The organism is Micromonospora saelicesensis, assembly GCF_900091575.1.
GTDB classification, from domain to species: Bacteria; Actinomycetota; Actinomycetes; order Mycobacteriales; family Micromonosporaceae; genus Micromonospora; species Micromonospora saelicesensis.
The window spans coordinates 42,689-60,325 of sequence record NZ_FMCR01000001.1 but is presented as its reverse complement, the minus strand read 5'-3'; the positions used below and the strand labels follow the sequence as shown (position 1 = coordinate 60,325).

Below are 17,637 nucleotides of genomic sequence, written 5' to 3'. Positions count from 1 at the left end.
TTTAGGATGTCCAGATGGTGGGAGTCACTCCTGAGCCGAGGACCCTGGCCGAGAAGGTCTGGGACGCGCACGTCGTACGGTCCGCCGCTGGTGAGCCGGACCTGCTCTTCATCGACCTGCACCTGCTGCACGAGGTGACCAGCCCGCAGGCGTTCGACGGGCTGCGGCTCGCCGGGCGCCGGGTGCGTCGTACCGACCTGACCCTCGCGACCGAGGACCACAACACCCCGACCGGGTACGCCGACCCGGCGTTCCGCCTCCGCCGTGGTGACCTGCTCACCATCGCGGACCCCACGTCGCGTACGCAGATCGAGACGTTGCGCCGCAACTGCGCCGAGTTCGGGGTGCGACTGCACCCGCTCGGCGACGACAACCAGGGCATCGTGCACGTGATCGGCCCGCAGCTCGGTCTCACCCAGCCGGGCCTGACGATCGTTTGTGGCGACTCGCACACCGCCACCCACGGCGCCTTCGGCGCGCTCGCCTTCGGCATCGGCACCAGCGAGGTGGAGCACGTTCTGGCCACCCAGACGCTGCCGCAGAGCCGGCCGAAGACGATGGCCGTGAACGTCACCGGCCAGCTCGCGCCCGGCGTGACCGCCAAGGACCTGGTGCTCGCGCTGATCACGCAGGTCGGCACCGGTGGAGGTCGTGGGCACATCGTCGAGTACCGCGGCGAGGCGATCCGCGCCCTCTCCATGGAGGGGCGGATGACCATCGCCAACATGTCCATCGAGTGGGGTGCCAAGGCCGGCATGATCGCGCCGGACGAGACCACCTTCGCGTACCTCAAGGGTCGACCGAACGCGCCGCAGGGCGCGGACTGGGACGCGGCGGTGGCGTGGTGGCGGACGCTGCCCACCGACGAGGGCGCGCGCTTCGACGCCGAGGTGACCCTGGACGCCAGCCGGATCACCCCGTTCGTCACCTGGGGCACCAACCCCGGGCAGGGTGCGCCGCTGAGCGCCCCGGTGCCGGACCCTGAGGAGTTCACCACCGACTCGGAGCGCACCGCCGCCCGCCGGGCCCTGGAGTACATGGACCTGCGCCCCGGCACCCCGCTGCGGGAGTTGCCCATCGACGTCGTCTTCGTGGGGTCCTGCACCAACGGTCGCCTGGAGGACCTACGGGCCGCCGCCGACGTGCTGCGTGGCCACCGGGTCGCCGACGGCGTACGGATGCTCGTGGTGCCCGGCTCCGCCGCCGTGCGCGAGGCCGCCGAGGCCGAGGGGCTGGACAAGGTCTTCGCCGACGCCGGGGCCGAGTGGCGGTTCGCCGGCTGCTCCATGTGTCTGGGGATGAACCCCGACACGCTGAAGCCGGGGGAGCGCTCCGCCTCCACCTCGAACCGCAACTTCGAGGGCCGTCAGGGCCGGGGCGGGCGTACCCACCTGGTCTCCCCGCCGGTGGCCGCCGCCACCGCCGTGGTCGGCCGGCTGGCCGCCCCCGCCGACCTGTAGAAGGGACCGACGAGATGGACAAGTTCACCACCCACACCGGCACCGCAGTGCCGCTGCGCCGGTCCAACGTGGACACCGATCAGATCATCCCCGCCGTGTACCTCAAGCGGGTGACCCGGACGGGCTTCGCCGACGGGCTGTTCAGCGCCTGGCGGGAAGATCCGGCATTCGTGCTCAACGATGAAAACTATTCCGGGGCGTCGATCCTCATCGCCGGCCCGGAGTTCGGCACCGGCTCCTCCCGGGAGCACGCCGTGTGGGCGCTACGGGACTGGGGCTTCCGCGCCGTGGTGGCCCCGCGCTTCGGTGACATCTTCCGTGGCAACGCCCTCAAGGAAGGTCTGTTGCCGGTCGAGTTGGAATTGAAAGCCGTCGAAGAGTTGTGGGACCTGGTCGAGGCGGATCCCACCACTGCGGTGACCGTCGACCTGACCGCCCGCCAGCTCCGGGCGGGGGACGCGAGCTGGTCGTTCCCGCTGGACGACTTCAGCCGTTGGCGCCTCCTGGAAGGCCTCGACGACATTGGACTCACCCTCCGCCACGCCGCCGACATCGACTCCTACGAGGCCCGGCGACTGCCGTTCCTGCCCTCCGTGGCATAGCCGTTAGGCCGCTCGCACAGCGGATTTCACCCCCATCGGGCCATCCGGTGGGGGTGAATCCGTTACGACACAAGGGCTTTTTTCTACCGAATGTTTGTGTCCCGACAGCACAGGGCATACCGTGCGCGCAGAATGGCTCGCAACGAGTCAGTTGCACAATCGGGAGGAAGTCGTGAACAAGGCCGAGCTCATCGAGGCGCTCGCCGTTCGCCTGGGGGACCGGAAGATGGCGACGGCCGCGCTCGACGCGGTCCTCACCGAGGTCCAGGCGGCGGTCACCAAGGGCGAGAAGGTGGCGATCACCGGATTCGGAGCATTCGAAAAGCGTGTGCGTGGCGCGCGAACAGCGCGCAACCCGCGTACCGGCGAGGCGGTGAAGGTCAAGAAGACGTCAGTCCCGACCTTCCGCCCCGGCGCCGGGTTCAAGGAGATGGTGGCCAGCGGCAAGGTGCCGAAGGCCACGGTGGCGACTAAGAAGGCCACCACCAGCACCGCCACGGCCAAGGCGACCGGCACCAAGGCGGCCACCGCCAAGGCGGCGGGCACCAAGGCGACCACGGCGAAGGCGGCCAGCAAGAAGACCGCCCCGGCCAAGGCCAGCAAGACCGCCACGGCGACCAAGACGGCCGCCAGCAAGAAGACCGCCCCGGCCAAGGCGAGCAAGACCACCACGGCGACCAAGACGGCCGCCAGCAAGAAGACCACCGCGGCGAAGAAGACCACCGCCGCGACCCGGTCGACCGCGGCGAAGAAGACCACCGCGGCGGCGAGCAAGAGCACGGCGGCCAAGAAGGCGCCGGCGAAGAAGGCTCCGGCCAAGAAGGCGGCCAGCAAGCGCTGACCGACCCGTACCGCAAGGGCGTCCACCAGTGGGTGGGCGCCCTTTCGGCGTACCGGGACGGCTTTTCGGCGTACGGGGACCGTTGACCGGGTTGGCCCGCTCGCGCAGAATCGCCGTGCCGGCCACCCCTGGGCCGGCCCGTCGACGGGAAATGGGGCGCCGGTGCGCTACCGCCAGCTCACCACCGGCACGCTCGCGCTGGGCGTGCTCCTCCTCATCGACGTGCTGCGGGTCTGGCTGCCCGGCATCATCACCATCTTCGGTCAGGCGGCGTCCACCCCGGCCGAGCTGATGGGGGCGTTCGCCCTCGGCTGGTTCGTGCTCGCGATGGGCGCACCCGCCGTGGTCCGTCGGGTCGGAGCCCGCCCGGTGACTGTCGTCGCCGCCGTCGCGCTCGCCGTCGCCCGGCTCGCGCTCACCGCCGCTCCCGGCGGGCGTACGCAGCTCTGGTTGGCCACCGCCGGGTTGCTCGCCGGGCTGGTCTGGCTGGTCGGCGTCGCGGCCGACACCGACCGCCCGGTCCCGGGGCTGGCGTTGGGGTTCGCTGTCAACGCGGCAGTGCACGCGGTGCTGGACACCGTCGACCTGGTCTGGCGGGGTGACTGGGTGGCCTGGCTGCTCAGCGCCGCCGCGGTGGCGGTGTTCCTGGCCGGCACGGCGCAACCGGGCCAGCGCGGCGGTGCAGGTGACGCCCTCGCTGGCCCCGTTGATGCCCCTGTCGGCCCCGCTGACGCCCCTGCCGGCCCTGGTGGTGGCCGAGCCTGGCTGCTGGCCGGGCCGGCGCTGCTGCTGGCCGGAATGGTGGCGCTCTCCCCGGCGCTGGCCCGGACCGGGATGTCGTACCTGGTCGCCGGAGACGGGGTGGCTCGTTCGCCGCTGTTCGGCCTGGCGCCGGTGCCGGTGGCGGTCGCCGGGTTCCTGTGCGCCGCGTTGACCCGGCCGCCCCGTGGGTGGGGCCGGGCGTACGGCCCGGTGGCGCTGCTCGGCGGCGCTGTGCTGTTCGCCCTCGACCGGGGCGACCTGCTCCTGCCGGCCATCCTCCTCGCCGCGGTCGGCCTCGGCGCCTGCCTCGCGCTGACCGACGACGCCAGCCAGCCAGCCAGCGACACCGCGAGCGCCGACACCGCTGGTGGCAGCAGCGCCTCCCGGCGGGGGTACGCGGTCGCCGCCGGGATGCTCGTCTTCGCGCTCGGGGCGGTCGGCTACTACTCGGCCTACGACCTCGGCTACCCCAACGCGGCGGTGCCAGTGGTGGTGGCCGTGCTGATCGCCGCCGTGGCCTTCACCGCCCGCCCCGTCGTCCACCGGCTTCCCGGGCCGTTTCCGCCGCTCCGGGCCGCCGCCGCGGTCACCGCGCTGGCCCTGTTGGCACCGGTGCTCGCCGACGAGGTGCCGGTGGCCAGCAACCGGAACGGCCCACCGGAACGGTTGACGGTGGTGGCGTACAACATCCGGATGGGGTTCGGGCTGGACGGCCGATTCGACCTGACCGGTCTCGCCGAGGTCGTCGACCGGCAACGGCCCGACGTGGTGCTGCTCAGCGAGGTGGACCGGGCGTGGCTGCTCAACGGCGGGCACGACACCCTGGACCTGTTGTCAGACCGGCTCGGTATGCCGTACGTCTTCGGGCCGGCCGCCGACCCGGTCTGGGGTGACGCGGTGCTCAGCCGTTGGCCGGTACGCGATCCGCGGACCCTGCCGCTGGCCGCCGTCGGCGCGCCCACCGGAGCGCAGGCTCTCGCCGTCACGCTGGACCTCGGCGACGGTGTCCGTACCGCAGTGGTCAGCACCCACCTGCAACCGCCGCCCGGTAAGGGCCCGGTGGTCCAGGCCCGCGCGGTCGCCGACTTCGCCACCCGGTACGCGGCCGGTCGGCCGCTGGTGGTGGCGGGTGACCTGAACACCGAGCCGGGCGACGAGGCGTTCGCGGAGTTCACCAGGGCCAGCCTGGTCGACGCGTTGGCCGCCGCCCGACCACTGGCGACCAGCCCGGCGGACGACCCGCGCCAGCAGATCGACCACATCTTCGTCTCGCCCGGCCTGACCCCCGGCGATCCGGTCGCGCCGCGCAGCACGGCCAGCGACCACCTGCCGGTCGCGGTGACACTGACCCTGCCGCCCCGCTGACCAGGTCGGGCCCGTGCGAACGCGGGCCCTACAGGCGATCTGTGGCCAGCAGCCGGTCGGCGGCGAAGGCGAGCAGCCACCCGCCGCCCTTCGGGGTGGTGAAGTCCTCATCGGTGCGGCCGGTCAGCCGCTCCAGGGCGCCCGGCAGGACCTTGCCCTGGCTGCACACCGCCGACTGCCCACCGGTGCCGGCCAGCTCCAGAAGTCGGGCGGCGGTGGCCAGGATCTGCTCGTCGCTCTGCTGGCCGGGTTGTGGTTCGTCCAGGTCGCCGCAGACCTCGATCGGCAGGTCGAGCAACGCGGCAGTCGGGTCGAGTGTCTGCACACACCGTCGCGGCGACGCCGACACCAGTCGGGCCGGTCGGATCAGGGCGATCAGCTCGGCCAGTGTGCTCGCCTGGGCCCACCCCTCGGCATCCAGGGGCCGTCCGACGTCCGGGCCGGACCAGGTGGCCCGCTTACCGGCGTGCGCGTGCCGGACCAGCGCGACCGTCGCCGTCACCGACGGCAGCGCGGCGAACGCCGCCAACACCTCGGCGTCGTGCGGGTAGCTGACCAACCGGATCGCGTCGTCCACCGCGAGCCAGCGGATGTCGTCCACCTCGGTGTCCGGTTGGAAACCGCCGCTGGCCACCGCGAGCATCGACCAGTAGTCGACCAGCTTGGGTTGCCCCTCGCTGCGGTACCGCACCGACGGCAGCCGCACCTGCGGCACGCCCCGTACGTCGGCCTCCTCGGCCACCTCACGCACCGCCGCGGCCAGCGCGTGCTCGCCCGGCTCCAGCTTGCCCTTCGGCAGGGTCCAGTCGCCGTAACGGGGGCGGTGCACCACGCAGACGCGTACGCCGTCGTCGGTCGGCCGCCAGGCCACCCCGCCCGCCGCCCGGATGCCCGTCACGGCAGCCAACTGGTGCGCCGTCGCCGGGTGGCCCGGTGCCAGGCGGCCGGGAGGAGACCCCGCGTCCGGCGTACCGACTGGCGTTCCCGCTCGGCCAGCCGCCCGGCGGTGACCGCCAGCTCGTGGTCGTCCGGTCGCTCGGCGGCGATCTCCAACCAGGTGTCCGCCGCCACCGCCGCGTCCTGGTGCTCGCCGAGCACGTCCTGTACCCGGCCGAGTGCGCGGGACAGCCGCCGTGCGCCCTTGCCGACCGTCGGGGCCACCGCGTTGACCGCGTACCGGGCCTGCTTGCCCTCCTTGCGGACGGCGTGCCAGCGGTCGTCCGGCGACTGCGCGTCGAGCCCGCCGACGCCGTCCGGCCCGGTCAACCGCCGCCAGGGGCGGGCCACCAGCGCGGGTAGCGCCTGCGCGGCGGGCGCTGCCGCCCGGCGGGTGAACCGGGGCGCGCGGGCGGCCAGCACCAGGGAGTCCACCAGGGCCAGGTAGCGCGCGGAGCGCAGCATCTCGTCGATGGCGGTGAGTGCCTGCCGCTGCCGTGCGGCGAGCACCTCGTCGAGACGGTCCACCGCGCCCCGGTCGAGCGGGCTCAGCGGATCGGCGTCGGCGGTACGGCGCAGCCGCGCGCGCAGCACCTCGGCGTCGCGCGCCGCGCCGAGCACGTCGGCCAACCAGCGCAGCTCGGTGCGCAGCGGGCGGGACCAGGTCTTTCGCAGCAACGGTTTGAAGGTGCGCAGATCACTGCGCAGGCGTCGGCAGGCCACCCGCATCTGGTGCACCGCGGTGTCGCCACCGGCGGCCGGGGCGCGCAGCCGGACCAGCGGGTCGTGCGCCAACAGCCGGCGGATCTCCTTGCGGAGCGCCTCGGTCACCACGTCACCGGCGCTCGGCTCGGCGGTCAGCCCGGCCGGCGCTACCAGGTCCGGATCGGCCTGCGCCGTCGCGCCCAGCGCCCGTACGTGCTTCGGCGTGAACGACCCGCCCTGGGCGCCGGCCTCGCGCAGCACCCCGCCGACCCGGTCGAGCAGCTTCCGGTCACCTGCCTTCAGCTCCACCTCCACCTCGCGGAACGTGTCGGTGGTGCTGCCGGCGTCGTCGAGCACTGTCACCCGGTCGTCCACCACCTCGGCGAGCACCGTGCCGGCCCGGTCACACACCTCGTACGCGTGCCGCACCGTCCGCACCACTGTCACCGGGGCCAGCGGCGCCCCCCTGTGCAGGACGGTGACCAGCTCCACCAGCTCCGGAGGCGGCTGCCCCTTCGGCCCGGCACGGGAGATCTCGTGCCGGACGCCCGGCGTCCCGGTCGGTAGTTTCACCGTCCAGGGCAGCTCGTCGCCCCGACGGTGGCGCAGCGAGGCACCGGCCCGGGCCAGCCGCAGGTCGACCGTGTCGAGGTAGCGGGCGACCAGCGTCACCGGTGGCAGTGCCCGGACCCGACCGCCGGCCGGGGCCGTGCCGGCCAGGTCCGGCAGCACGTAGGCGTCGTCCACCTCGTACTTCTGCTCCTCCTCGACCATCAGCTCAGCCTATGCGCTGCGCGGTCAGCTGGCCGTGCCACCGACGCGGCGCAGCAGCAGTTCCTGCAGATGGGCCCGGGCGGCGTTGTCACCGCCGGTACGCCGGGTCCAGGTCCCGTCGCCGGCCAGCTCGAACGCGTCCACTTCGGGGCTCATCGCGGCGGTGAGCACATGGTCCAACTCGGCGCGGGCGATCGGGTCGCTCACCTGCACCAGCGCCTCCACCCGGCGGTCCAGGTTGCGGTGCATGAGGTCGGCCGAGCCCATCCAGAACTCGGCCTCGCCGTTGTTGCCGAACCGGAAGACCCGGGAGTGTTCCAGGAACCGGCCGAGGATCGAGCGGACCCGGATGTTCTCCGACAACCCCGGCACCCCCGGGCGCAGCGTGCACATGCCCCGGATGAGCAGGTCGACGTGGACGCCGGCCTGGGAGGCGCGGTACAGCGCGTCGGTCACCCCCTCGTCGACCAGGGAGTTGACCTTGAACTGGACCAGGCCGGGCATGCCCAGGCGGACGTGTGAGATCTCCCGCTCGATCCGCTCGATGAGGCCGCTGCGGATGCCCTGCGGGGCGACCAGCAACCGTCGGTACGCGGTCTGCCGGCTGTACCCGGTGAGCACGTTGAACAGGTCGGTGAGGTCGGCGCCGATCTCCGGGTCGGCGGTGAGCATGCCGAAGTCCTCGTACAGTCGAGCCGTCTTCGGGTGGTAGTTGCCGGTGCCGATGTGGCAGTAGCGGCGGATCTGGTTGCCCTCCTGCCGGACCACCAGCGCGGTCTTGCAGTGCGTCTTCAAGCCGACCAGGCCGTACACCACGTGGCAGCCGGCGCGTTCCAACGTGCGGGCCCAGCCGATGTTGGCCACCTCGTCGAAGCGGGCCTTCACCTCCACCAGCACCACCACCTGCTTGCCGGCGGCGGCCGCGTCGACGAGCGCGTCGACGATCGGGGAGTCGCCGCTGGTCCGGTAGAGGGTCTGCTTGATGGCCAGCACGTTCGGGTCGGCGGCGGCCTGCTCGATGAAGCGCTGCACGCTGGTGGCGAACGAGTGGTACGGGTGGTGCACAAGGATGTCCCCGTCGCGCAGGGTGGAGAAGACGCTGCGCGGTACCTCGCCCTCGGCGAGCCGGGGATGGGTGGCCGGCACGAACGGCGGGTCCTTCAGGTCCGGCCGGTCCGCCTCGCCGTAGACCTGCCACAACGCGGACAGGTCCAGCAGGCCGGGCACCCGCAGCACGTCCTGGTCGTCCATGTCCAGCTCGCGGACGAGCAGCTCCAACATGTGGTCGGAGATGGACGCGGCGACCTCCAGGCGGACCGGGGGACCGAACCGCCGACGAGCCAGCTCCCGCTCCAGGGCCTGGAGCAGATCCTCGTCGCGGTCCTCGTCGACCTCCACCTCGGCGTTGCGGGTGACCCGGAACAGGTGGCACTCGACCACCTGCATGCCGCTGAACAGCTGCCCCAGGTGCACCGAGATCAGGTCCTCCACCGGCAACATCCGGACGCCCGGCTGGTCCCGGTCCACCCGGACGAAGCGGGGGACGTTGTTGGGCACCTTCACCCGGGCGAACAGCTCCGAACCGCCGTCCGGGTCACGAACCGCCACCGCCAGGTTCAGCGACCGTCCCGAGATGTACGGGAACGGGTGCGCCGGGTCCACCGCGAGCGGGGTCAGCACCGGAAAGATGTGTTCCCGGAAGTAGGTGCGCAGCCGCTCCCGTTCGCCGTCGCCCAGCTCGCCCCAGCGCAGGATGCGGATGCCCTCGTCGGCCAGCTTGGGCAGCACGTCGTCGACGAAGCAGGCGGCGTGCCGAGCGCCCAGCGCGGCGGTCCGCTCGGCGATCAGCTCCAACTGCGTACGCAGGGGCAACCGGTCCCCGCCGCGCACCGGCAGGCCGGCGGAGAGCCGCCTCTTCAGCCCGGCGATGCGCACCATGTAGAACTCGTCGAGATTGCTGGCGAAGATGGCCAGGAACTTGGCCCGCTCCAGCAGCGGGGTGCGCCGGTCCTCGGCGAGGGTGAGCACCCGGGCGTTGAAGTCGAGCCAGGACAGCTCCCGGTTGAGGAACCGGTCCTCCGGCAGCGGCGGGGTCGCCGGCGGCTCGTCGTCGTCCTCCGGTGCGGCACCGGTCGGCAGGTCGTCGGGCAGGACCTGGTGGACGTCACCGGCGGCCGGGCCGTCCGCTGCGATCTTCGGGGCGGGGTCGATGACCTCGTCCAGCCCGGAGGAGGCGGCACCGGGATCGTCGGCGAGCGTGTCGGCGCGGGCGGCACCGGCACGTTCGGCGCGCGACGGGCGGAAGCGCCCATCGGTGCCGCGCGTACGGGAGCCGTTGCGGAGGTCGGTGGCGGGCGGGTGGACCGGTTGCTCGCGAGGGGTGCTCACCCGCTCATAATCACCCGATTACGGTAAACGCAAAATGAACTTGGGCTCGCCGGCTCAGATCATCGTCGGCAATGTCACCCGGACGACCTCGCCGTCGGGATCGGTGTCGATGCGAACCCGCTGCCCGAGCCGGAGAAGCCGCAGCCCCGAGGCGTCGAAGGCCCGGGCGGGGAAACGCATCTCGGTGCCGTCGTCGAGCAGCAGGACACCGCTGCGCGTCGCCGCGTCGTAGCTGGCCACCGTGCCCTGCATGCTGGCACCGTACACCCGGTGGTTCACCCCGTGGCGCGGGCTCAGCCGACCGGGCGGCTCAGCCTGTGGCGCGGGCGGGGCGACCGGCGGCCATTAGTGCGGCCGTGCGCGGCCCCAGCCCGAGCCGGGCGGCGGCGGCCAGGTCCGCGGCGGTGTCCACGTCCCGGCGCAGGCTGGGCCAGTCGCCGTCGAGCGGCAGCGCACCGCTCGCGGCGTGCGCGACCGCCGAGCCCACCCCGAAACGCGGATCCAGCGGCACACCCGGGCCGGCGGTGAGCAGCACCGTGCCCCCGCCGGGCGCGTCCGGCAGGAACCTGCGTACTCCCGGTCGACCGTTCTGCGCCGCGAGCAGCGCACCGGCCAACTCGGCCGGGCGCAGCGCCGGCACATCCGCGGTGATCCCGGCCACCCACCCGGCGGGGACCCTGGCCGCCCCGTGCCGGAACGCGGCGTTGAGGCCGGCGTCCGGCTCGTCCGGCAGCACCCGCGCGCCGGCGGCCCGCGCCGCCGCCGCCACCCGGTCGTCGTCGGTCACCACCAGGGCCTCGGCGACCGCCGGGCAGGCCAGCACCGCGCGGAGCGTGTCGGCCGCCAGGGCCAGCGCCAACTCCTCATGCGGTACGCCGGGCAGCGCGCCCCGCAGCCGGCTCTTGGCCACGGCCAGCCGCTTCACCGGCACCACCACGGCCCACCTCGGCTGAGTCACGTCCGCAATCCTGCCAGCCGGACGGCGGGCCCCTCGCTGGCCGTACCGGGGGCGAGCAGGCATGATTTCCGCTGCGGGTGTCGCGGGCGGGATTTCGCGGCGGGGTCGGGGCGCGATGAGGAGGCACAGTGGCACGGCGGAGGCTGGGGTTCTGGCAACGGTTCGCCGTGGGGCTGGTGAAGCCGGTGATGACCGTCTGGACCCGGCGTACCTGGCGTGGTCAGGAGCATCTCCACCGCGACGGCGGCGTGATCATCGTGGCGAACCACATCTCCCACGCCGACCCGCTGGTGTCCGCGCACTTCATCTACGACTCCGGGCGCTGGCCGCAGTACCTGGGCAAGGCCAGTGTGTTCCGGGTGCCGGTGGTCGGCTGGATCCTGCACCGGTGCCGGCAGATCCCGGTCGAGCGGGGCAGCGTCGACGCCGTCCGTTCGCTGGACGCACTGGTCGCCGCGCTCGACGAGGGCGGCGCGGTCGTGATCTACCCTGAGGGCACCACCACGCGACAGCCGGAGCTCTGGCCGATGAAGGCCAAGACCGGTGCGGCCCGGCTGGCCCTGGCCACCGGCGCCCCTGTCGTACCGGTGGTGATGTGGGGGCCGGAACGGATCTTCGACCCGCGGACGACCCGTGTCAGCCTGCGCCCCCGGATCCCGGTGACCGTTGCCGCCGGGGAGCCGATCGACCTGAGCCGGTGGGCGGACGCCCAGCCGACCCGGGCCACCCTCGAGGAGATGACGGACACCATCATGTTGCGGCTGCGGGACATGCTCGCCGAGATCCGTGGCGGTACCCCGCCGCCACTGTGGGAGCGACCGGTCCGGTCCTCCGTCGGCCGCGAGCAGCGGGACGACGCGGCATGAGCGAGCGAATCGTCGGGCTCGGCAGCGGTGCCGTCCAGGCCGCCGCGAAGCGAAGCGGAGCGGTGGCATGAGCGGTCACGTCGCGGTGCTCGGTGCCGGTTCCTGGGGCACCGCGTTCGCCAAGATCCTCGCGGATGCGGGGCGGGACGTGACGGTGTGGGCCCGCCGGGCGCCGGTCGCCGAGAGCATCCGGACCGAGCGCCGTAATCCGGAGTACCTGCCCGACCTGCTGCTCCCGGCCCGCGTCACCGCCACCGCCGACGCCGCCGAGGCGATCACCGGCGCCGAGGTGGTGGTGTTGGCCGTGCCGTCGCAGACCCTGCGCGGCAACCTCGCCGAATGGGCCGGGCACCTGCACCCGGACTCCACCCTGGTGTCGCTGATGAAGGGCATCGAGCTGGGCACCACCAAGCGGATGAGCGAGGTCATCGTGGAGACCGCCGGGGTCGCCGCGGACCGGGTGGTCGTCGTGTCCGGCCCGAACCTGGCCCCGGAGATCGCCGCCGAGCAGCCGGCCGCGACAGTGGTCGCCGGGACGAACAGCGCCCGCGCCACGCTCGTCCAGTCGTCGATCCGGACGCCGTACCTGCGCCCCTACACGAACGACGACGTGATCGGCTGTGAGCTGGGCGGGGCGGTCAAGAACGTGATCGCCCTGTCGTACGGCATCGCCACCGCGATGGGTTTCGGCGACAACACCCGGGCCATGCTGATGACCCGTGGGCTGGCCGAGACGGCCCGACTGGGCGTGGCGCTCGGCGCGGACCCGATCACCTTCGCCGGCCTCGCCGGCATGGGCGACCTGGTCGCGTCCTGCTCGTCCCCGCTGGCCCGCAACCGCACCTTCGGCGAGCATCTGGGCCGGGGCGAGACGCTGGAGCAGGCCCAGGCCGCCACCCGGCAGACCGCCGAGGGCGTGAAGAGCTGCCTGGCGATCCGCGACCTGGCCCGGGCGCACGGCGTGGAGATGCCGATCACCGAGCACGTCGAACGGATCTGTCACGAGGGGATGGACCCGCGCCTCGCCGTGGAGACCCTGATGAGCCGCACCGCCAAACCCGAGTCGTACGAGTGAGGAACCCGATGAGCGACTGGGGAGACGGCACCCGCTGCGTACGTGCTGGCCTGCCCGAGCCGGCACCGGGGGAGCCGTTCCTACCCGGGCCGGTCTTCGCCGCGCCGTACCACCTCGATCCGTTTGCGGGTCAGGGCACGTCGCCGAACGGCTACGGCCGCCCCGACAACCCGACCCGGCGGCTGCTGGAGGCGGCGGTGGGCGAGCTGGAGGGCGGTGACTGCCGGGTCTTCGCGACCGGTCAGGCGGCCATCACCGGCCTGCTGCTCACCCTGCTACGGCCGGGGGACACCGTGGTGCTCCCCACCGACGGATACTTCCCGGTCCGGGCGTTCGCCACCGATGTGCTGGAGGCGATCGGCGTCCGGGTGCTGTTCGCGCCGACCGTCGGGCCGTACCCGTCGTTCGAGGGCGTCCGGCTGGTGCTGGTGGAGACGCCCGCCAACCCGGGCCTCGACGTGGTCGACGTGGCGGCGCTGGCCGAGCGGGCACACACCGCCGGCGCGTTGCTCGCGGTGGACAACACCACCGCCACCCCGCTCGGTCAGCGTCCGCTGGATCTCGGTGCCGACCTGGTGGTCGCCTCCGGCACGAAGGCGCTCACCGGTCACTCCGACCTGCTGCTGGGCTACCTGGCCAGCCGGTCCGCCGAGCTGATCGACGCGGTGACGACCTGGCGTACCACCACCGGGGCGGTTCCGGGCGCGTTCGACGCCTGGCTGGCCCACCGGTCACTGGCCACTCTCGACCTGCGGCTGGCGCGGCAGAGCGCGAACGCCGCCGCGGTCGTCGACCTGCTCGCCGGTCGGCCGGACGTGACCGGCCTGCGGTGGCCGGGACGGCCGGACGACCCGGCGTACGCGGTGGCCTCGGCGCAGATGCGCCGGATACCGGGGGTGCTCTCGTTCGACCTGGGCGACGCCGACCGGGTGGGCCGATTCGTCGAGGCTGCCCGGCTGGTGGCGGCGGCGACCTCCTTCGGTGGCCTGCACACCACTGCGGACCGGCGGGCGCAGTGGGGCGACGACACCGCTCCCGGCTTCGTCCGGCTCTCCTGCGGCGCGGAGGACACCGCGGACCTGGTGGCCGACATCGCCGCCGCGCTCGCCGCCGCCGGCCCGGTCTGAGTTAGGGTGTCGGCGGCCGCACCGGTGGCCGCGACCGGAGGAGGTGAGTCCGATCCGCCAACAGACAGGACCGGCGCTTCCTCCCGTGTCCCTGCCGCGATAGCGGCAGCGGGAGCGCCGGCGAGCGTTTCCCGGAGGATTCCCATGGCACCACCGTTCCCCACCGACCGTCCTGCCCTCGTACGCCGGCTGCGGGCCGCCGGCTGCGTGTACGCCGAGGACGAGGCCGAGCTGCTGCTGGCCGCCGCGCGCAGTCCGGCGGCGTTGGCCGACCTGACCGACCGTCGGGTGGCCGGCGAACCGTTGGAGTACCTGCTCGGCTGGGCGGAGTTCTGCGGCCGGCGGATAGCCCTCGACGAGGGCGTCTTCGTGCCCCGGGCCCGGACCGCTCTGCTGGTCGAGGTGGCGGCCGAACTGACCGGCACGGCTCCGGCCGTGGTCGACCTGTGCTGCGGATCCGGGGCCACCACCGTCGCGCTGGCGCACCGACTCGCGCCACGCTGGCTGGCCGCCGCCGACATCGACCCGGCGGCCGTGGCGTGTGCGCGCCGCAACGTCGTCGGGTTGGACGCCGAGGTGTACGAGGGCGACCTCTTCGCGCCGCTGCCCCGGCAGTGGCGGGGTCGGCTGGACCTGGTGGTCGCCAACGCCCCGTACGTGCCGACCGACGCGGTCGCGCTGATGCCGCCGGAGGCGCGGCTGCACGAGGCCCCGGTGGCGCTCGACGGCGGCCCGGACGGGCTCTCCGTGTTGCGCCGTGTCGGTGCCGACGCCGCCGGGTGGTTGACCCCCGGCGGCCACCTGGTGGTCGAAGCCGGCACCACCCAGGTCGACACACTCTGCGAAGCGTTCAGCGCGGCCGGCCTGGTGCCAACCGTGCGCCACGACGAAGACCTGGACGCCACGGCGGTCTTCGCCCGCCGCCCCTGATCCACCCCACCCCACCCCACCCTCACCCGCGCGATCTTGCAGTTTCGGTTGTCGGGATGAGTGGGATGCCCCTTGTGTCGGGACAGTAAGTGCAAGATCGCGGGGAGGGTGCGGCCGTCCGGCATGGCGGGGGAGGGGGGTTGGCACTAGCCTCGGCTCACACTCATGACGGCGGGAGGCGGTTTCGGTGGGCAGCGCAGGGGTGCCGGTGGTCGTCGGGCTGGACAACGGCGGCACCAGCAACAACGCCACCGTGCTGACGGTGGACGGCCGCTTCCTGGTGGACGGGCTGTTGGAGATCCCCAGCGAGGTGCGGGCCGGGCCGGAGGCGGCGATCGAGGCGTTGGCCCAGGCGCTGGACGGCGCCTTGGCGCAGACCGGCGTGCCGCGTGACCTGGTCCAGGCGGTCGGGCTGGACACTCCCGGCCCGGCCAGCGCCGAGGGCGTCATCTCATCGCGGGGCTCCACCAACTTCTCCGAGCCGGCCTGGCGCGGCTTCGACGTGCGAGGGGCGCTGGAGCGACGGCTCGGGCTGCCGGTGATCTATCACAACGACGGCAACGCGGCCGCGCTCTACGCCCACCACGTCTACTTCGGCGCCGACGCGATGAACCGCTCGTCGGTGTCCGCGATCGTCGGCACCGGCCTGGGCGGTGGTGTGGTCGAGAGCGGTCGGGTGATCGCCGGTGCGGCCGGGATGGCGGGGGAGTTGGGCCACGTGCACATCCCGCTCAGCGGGCTGCTCGGCCCGGGCCAGCCGGAGCCCACCTGCGCCTGCGGCTTCACCGGAGATGTCGAGAGCGTCGCCTCGCTGACCGGCATCGAACGCAACCTGCTGCCGTACTGGCTGACCCGGTACCCCGACCACCCGCTCGCGGCCGAGCCGGTGGCCCGGGCGGCCAAGCTGGTCCGGGGGTACGGCGAGCGTGAGGACGCCCTCGCGCGGGACCTCTTCACCCAGCAGGCGATGGCGCTGGGGCGGCTGTTCACCGTCGCCGCGAACTTCACCGACCCGCACGCGTACTTCGTCGGAGGCGGGGTGGTGGAGGCGGCACCGGAGTTCCGCGACTGGTTCCTGGCGACGGTCCGCGAGCACACAGTGCTCCGCGAGGAGCAGGCGGCGGTGGCCACCTTCGCCCTGGTACCGGATCGGGACATGGCCGGTGCCCGAGGCGTCGCGATCGCCGCGCTGGAGGCGCTACGCGCCGTTCCGGAGCCACGCCCGCTGGTTGCCTGAGCCGGCGCGGGCCTCGGCCCGCACCGGCTCGGCACCTCTGGTCAGCGCTGCGGTGGCGCCTGGGCGAAGGCGGCCCAGGCCGCCGTTGGGAACAGCAGGGCCGGGCCGGCCGGGTCCTTGGAGTCGCGGACTGCCACGAGCTGCGGGATCGCGGCCACCTCCACGCAGGCGCCCTCGTCGCCGCTGAAGCTGCTCTTGCGCCACGGCGCCGCGGCCAAGGCCGCTGTGATCATCGGGGTCATCGGTCCTACCGTCCCTTCAGGACTGACAGGAGCATCTCGCGGCTGTCCGCCGGGCTGAGCGCCACGCTTCGGAGATGCTCCATGATCTTGGTGCAGGTACGCGTCTCGCCGGCGCGGTCGAGGATCATCTGACCCGCAACGGTCTCCACCGACGCGATGATCGGGTCCTCCGGGTCGGCGAACTCGAGGATGTGCAGGGAACCCCGGGTGCCCCGGTGGTAGCCGGCGGAGAGCGGGATCACCTGGACGCTGATGTTCGGCAACTCGGCCATCTTGACCAGGTGCCGTAGTTGCCCGTTCATCACCGACTGGTCACCGACCGGCCGTAGCAGCGCGCCCTCGTCGATGATCGCGTCGAGGATGGGCGGCTGGTCTGCGGTGAGCCGCTGTTGTCGGTCGAGCCGGATCTTGACCCGCTGCTCCACCAGGTCGTCGCCGAGGGTGTGCGGCCCGCCGCGCATCACGCCACGGATGTAGTCCGCGGTCTGCAACAGGCCGGGCACCACCGAGGGCTCGAAGTTGGCGATGGCGGTCGCCTCGGCCTCCAGCGCAATGAAGTCGATGGTGCGCGGATCCAGCAGGTAGGAGTACGACACCCACCAGCCGGGCTTGCGGGCGTCCTTGGCGAGCTGCACCGCGGCGGCCACCTCCTCGGCACTCACCCCGTACGACGTGAGCAGGGCGCGCACGGTGGCCGGACTGATCAGGGTCTGGGCGTTCTCGTAGCGGGAGAGGGTGCTGCGGGTGCTGTTGATCTCATCCGCCGCGGTCTCCAGCGTCAGCCCGGCGGCTTCCCGGTGGTGGCGCAGGGCGATGCCGAGCCGGCGGGCGCGGGCGGTCTTCGGTGCCATGCATCGATGGTCGCATACATTTGCGGGAACGTCTGCATGAGAGAACGTCGATGGGAGTTGCATTCACGCCTATACACGTGTCAATCTGTGATGGCGTCCTCACCGCCGGTTGTCGTGGCGACGGTGGTGGTGAGCGACCGGAGGGGATGGGGCGCGCGGCGATCGGGTTTCTCCCCCGTACCCGATCGTCGCGTGCCGCCCCTCCATCCCGGCCTGCCGGAAGGAGACGACGTGCGAACCCGCCCGGAGCCCCCCGCCGTACCCTCGGGCGGCGTGCGATGACCCGCTTCCTCGTGGTGCTCACCGACGTGCGCCCCGTCGAGGGCGTCAACCGCAACGAGCGGGTCGCGCCGGAACGGCGCCGGCAGGTCGTCGGTGCCAGCAGCCGGGAGGCCGCCGACCGCATCGCCGGAGCGTTCATGGCGCTGGGCATGGTGCGGGCCGGTCGGCAGCGGGTGAAGGTGATCGCGGTCGGCCGCCGGCACTCCCGGGACTGAGCAGCCCCAGGTCAGCGGTCT

At 73.0% G+C, this 17,637-nt stretch carries 17 protein-coding genes; 10 read left to right on the top strand and 7 right to left on the bottom strand.

Going from position 1 to position 17,637, the window contains the following annotated elements:
• The first annotated feature begins 14 nt into the window (after positions 1-14).
• The 4 genes from leuC (at position 15) to GA0070561_RS00255 (ending at position 5,030) form a co-directional block, all read left to right on the top strand.
• Positions 15-1,460, top strand: coding sequence for a 3-isopropylmalate dehydratase large subunit (gene leuC, locus GA0070561_RS00270; RefSeq protein WP_091393130.1), 1,446 nt, complete (start codon positions 15-17; stop codon positions 1,458-1,460).
• A 14-nt stretch (positions 1,461-1,474) separates the two neighbouring features.
• A complete protein-coding gene (leuD, locus tag GA0070561_RS00265) occupies positions 1,475-2,062 on the top strand; it encodes a 3-isopropylmalate dehydratase small subunit (RefSeq protein ID WP_091393128.1) in 588 nt (195 codons plus the stop codon).
• Between the two features lie 172 nt (positions 2,063-2,234).
• A complete protein-coding gene (locus GA0070561_RS00260; RefSeq protein ID WP_208603662.1) occupies positions 2,235-2,903 on the top strand; it encodes an HU family DNA-binding protein in 669 nt (222 codons plus the stop codon).
• A 162-nt stretch (positions 2,904-3,065) separates the two neighbouring features.
• Positions 3,066-5,030 carry an endonuclease/exonuclease/phosphatase family protein gene (locus GA0070561_RS00255; protein ID WP_091393121.1) on the top strand — a complete coding sequence of 655 codons (1,965 nt, stop codon included), beginning with the start codon at positions 3,066-3,068 and terminating at the stop codon, positions 5,028-5,030.
• A 28-nt stretch (positions 5,031-5,058) separates the two neighbouring features.
• On the opposite strand, the gene GA0070561_RS00250 is transcribed toward GA0070561_RS00255, so the two are convergent.
• Genes GA0070561_RS00250 through cofC form a run of 5 tightly spaced genes read right to left on the bottom strand, consistent with a single transcriptional unit; the run spans position 5,059 to position 10,791 of the window.
• A complete protein-coding gene (locus GA0070561_RS00250; protein ID WP_091393118.1) occupies positions 5,059-5,937 on the bottom strand; it encodes an NUDIX hydrolase in 879 nt (292 codons plus the stop codon).
• Entirely contained in the window at positions 5,925-7,445 is a 1,521-nt protein-coding gene (locus tag GA0070561_RS00245; RefSeq protein ID WP_091393114.1) for a CYTH and CHAD domain-containing protein, read from the bottom strand. The genes GA0070561_RS00250 and GA0070561_RS00245 overlap by 13 nt, the downstream gene beginning before the upstream one ends.
• Before the next feature lie 24 nt (positions 7,446-7,469).
• Positions 7,470-9,833, bottom strand: coding sequence for an RNA degradosome polyphosphate kinase (locus tag GA0070561_RS00240; RefSeq protein WP_091393109.1), 2,364 nt, complete (start codon positions 9,831-9,833; stop codon positions 7,470-7,472).
• A 54-nt stretch (positions 9,834-9,887) separates the two neighbouring features.
• Positions 9,888-10,085, bottom strand: coding sequence for a cold-shock protein (locus tag GA0070561_RS00235; RefSeq protein ID WP_030335323.1), 198 nt, complete (start codon positions 10,083-10,085; stop codon positions 9,888-9,890).
• 58 nt (positions 10,086-10,143) lie between these two features.
• Positions 10,144-10,791 (bottom strand): 2-phospho-L-lactate guanylyltransferase, encoded by a 648-nt coding sequence (gene cofC, locus GA0070561_RS00230; protein ID WP_091393106.1) that lies wholly within the window; start codon positions 10,789-10,791, stop codon positions 10,144-10,146.
• Positions 10,792-10,919: 128 nt separating this feature from the next.
• Here cofC and GA0070561_RS00225 point away from each other — a divergent pair, with 128 nt between their 5' ends.
• The 5 genes from GA0070561_RS00225 to GA0070561_RS00205 all read left to right on the top strand — a co-directional run bounded on the left by GA0070561_RS00225 (position 10,920) and on the right by GA0070561_RS00205 (position 16,026).
• Positions 10,920-11,657 carry a lysophospholipid acyltransferase family protein gene (locus GA0070561_RS00225; RefSeq protein ID WP_091393103.1) on the top strand — a complete coding sequence of 246 codons (738 nt, stop codon included), beginning with the start codon at positions 10,920-10,922 and terminating at the stop codon, positions 11,655-11,657.
• A gap of 67 nt (positions 11,658-11,724) precedes the next feature.
• Positions 11,725-12,732 carry an NAD(P)H-dependent glycerol-3-phosphate dehydrogenase gene (locus tag GA0070561_RS00220; protein ID WP_091393100.1) on the top strand — a complete coding sequence of 336 codons (1,008 nt, stop codon included), beginning with the start codon at positions 11,725-11,727 and terminating at the stop codon, positions 12,730-12,732.
• A gap of 8 nt (positions 12,733-12,740) precedes the next feature.
• Positions 12,741-13,859, top strand: a complete 1,119-nt coding sequence (locus tag GA0070561_RS00215) for a cystathionine gamma-lyase (RefSeq protein ID WP_091393098.1) — start codon at positions 12,741-12,743, stop codon at positions 13,857-13,859.
• A 144-nt stretch (positions 13,860-14,003) separates the two neighbouring features.
• A complete protein-coding gene (locus tag GA0070561_RS00210) occupies positions 14,004-14,789 on the top strand; it encodes a putative protein N(5)-glutamine methyltransferase (protein ID WP_091393095.1) in 786 nt (261 codons plus the stop codon).
• Positions 14,790-14,976: 187 nt separating this feature from the next.
• On the top strand, positions 14,977-16,026 hold the full coding sequence (locus tag GA0070561_RS00205) for an ROK family protein (protein ID WP_091393093.1): 1,050 nt from the start codon (positions 14,977-14,979) through the stop codon (positions 16,024-16,026).
• A gap of 41 nt (positions 16,027-16,067) precedes the next feature.
• Here GA0070561_RS00205 and GA0070561_RS00200 read toward each other — a convergent pair whose 3' ends face one another.
• Positions 16,068-16,268, bottom strand: a complete 201-nt coding sequence (locus GA0070561_RS00200; RefSeq protein WP_091393091.1) for a DUF397 domain-containing protein — start codon at positions 16,266-16,268, stop codon at positions 16,068-16,070.
• Between the two features lie 5 nt (positions 16,269-16,273).
• Entirely contained in the window at positions 16,274-17,119 is an 846-nt protein-coding gene (locus tag GA0070561_RS00195) for a helix-turn-helix domain-containing protein (RefSeq protein ID WP_091393087.1), read from the bottom strand.
• Positions 17,120-17,397: 278 nt separating this feature from the next.
• Between GA0070561_RS00195 and GA0070561_RS00190 the strand changes: the two genes are divergently transcribed.
• Positions 17,398-17,616 carry a hypothetical protein gene (locus GA0070561_RS00190; protein WP_030335309.1) on the top strand — a complete coding sequence of 73 codons (219 nt, stop codon included), beginning with the start codon at positions 17,398-17,400 and terminating at the stop codon, positions 17,614-17,616.
• The last annotated feature ends 21 nt before the right edge of the window (positions 17,617-17,637 follow it).

What these genes read in the sequence shown, in the direction of transcription:
- leuC (WP_091393130.1), top strand. Translation starts at nt 15, where the DNA reads ATGGTGGGAGTCACTCCTGAGCCGAGGACCCTGGCCGAGAAGGTCTGG.
- leuD (WP_091393128.1), top strand. Translation starts at nt 1,475, where the DNA reads ATGGACAAGTTCACCACCCACACCGGCACCGCAGTGCCGCTGCGCCGG.
- GA0070561_RS00245 (WP_091393114.1), bottom strand. Translation starts at nt 7,445, where the DNA reads ATGGTCGAGGAGGAGCAGAAGTACGAGGTGGACGACGCCTACGTGCTG.
- GA0070561_RS00235 (WP_030335323.1), bottom strand. Translation starts at nt 10,085, where the DNA reads ATGCAGGGCACGGTGGCCAGCTACGACGCGGCGACGCGCAGCGGTGTC.
- GA0070561_RS00220 (WP_091393100.1), top strand. Translation starts at nt 11,725, where the DNA reads ATGAGCGGTCACGTCGCGGTGCTCGGTGCCGGTTCCTGGGGCACCGCG.
- GA0070561_RS00215 (WP_091393098.1), top strand. Translation starts at nt 12,741, where the DNA reads ATGAGCGACTGGGGAGACGGCACCCGCTGCGTACGTGCTGGCCTGCCC.
- GA0070561_RS00210 (WP_091393095.1), top strand. Translation starts at nt 14,004, where the DNA reads ATGGCACCACCGTTCCCCACCGACCGTCCTGCCCTCGTACGCCGGCTG.
- GA0070561_RS00200 (WP_091393091.1), bottom strand. Translation starts at nt 16,268, where the DNA reads ATGACCCCGATGATCACAGCGGCCTTGGCCGCGGCGCCGTGGCGCAAG.
- GA0070561_RS00195 (WP_091393087.1), bottom strand. Translation starts at nt 17,119, where the DNA reads ATGGCACCGAAGACCGCCCGCGCCCGCCGGCTCGGCATCGCCCTGCGC.
- GA0070561_RS00190 (WP_030335309.1), top strand. Translation starts at nt 17,398, where the DNA reads ATGACCCGCTTCCTCGTGGTGCTCACCGACGTGCGCCCCGTCGAGGGC.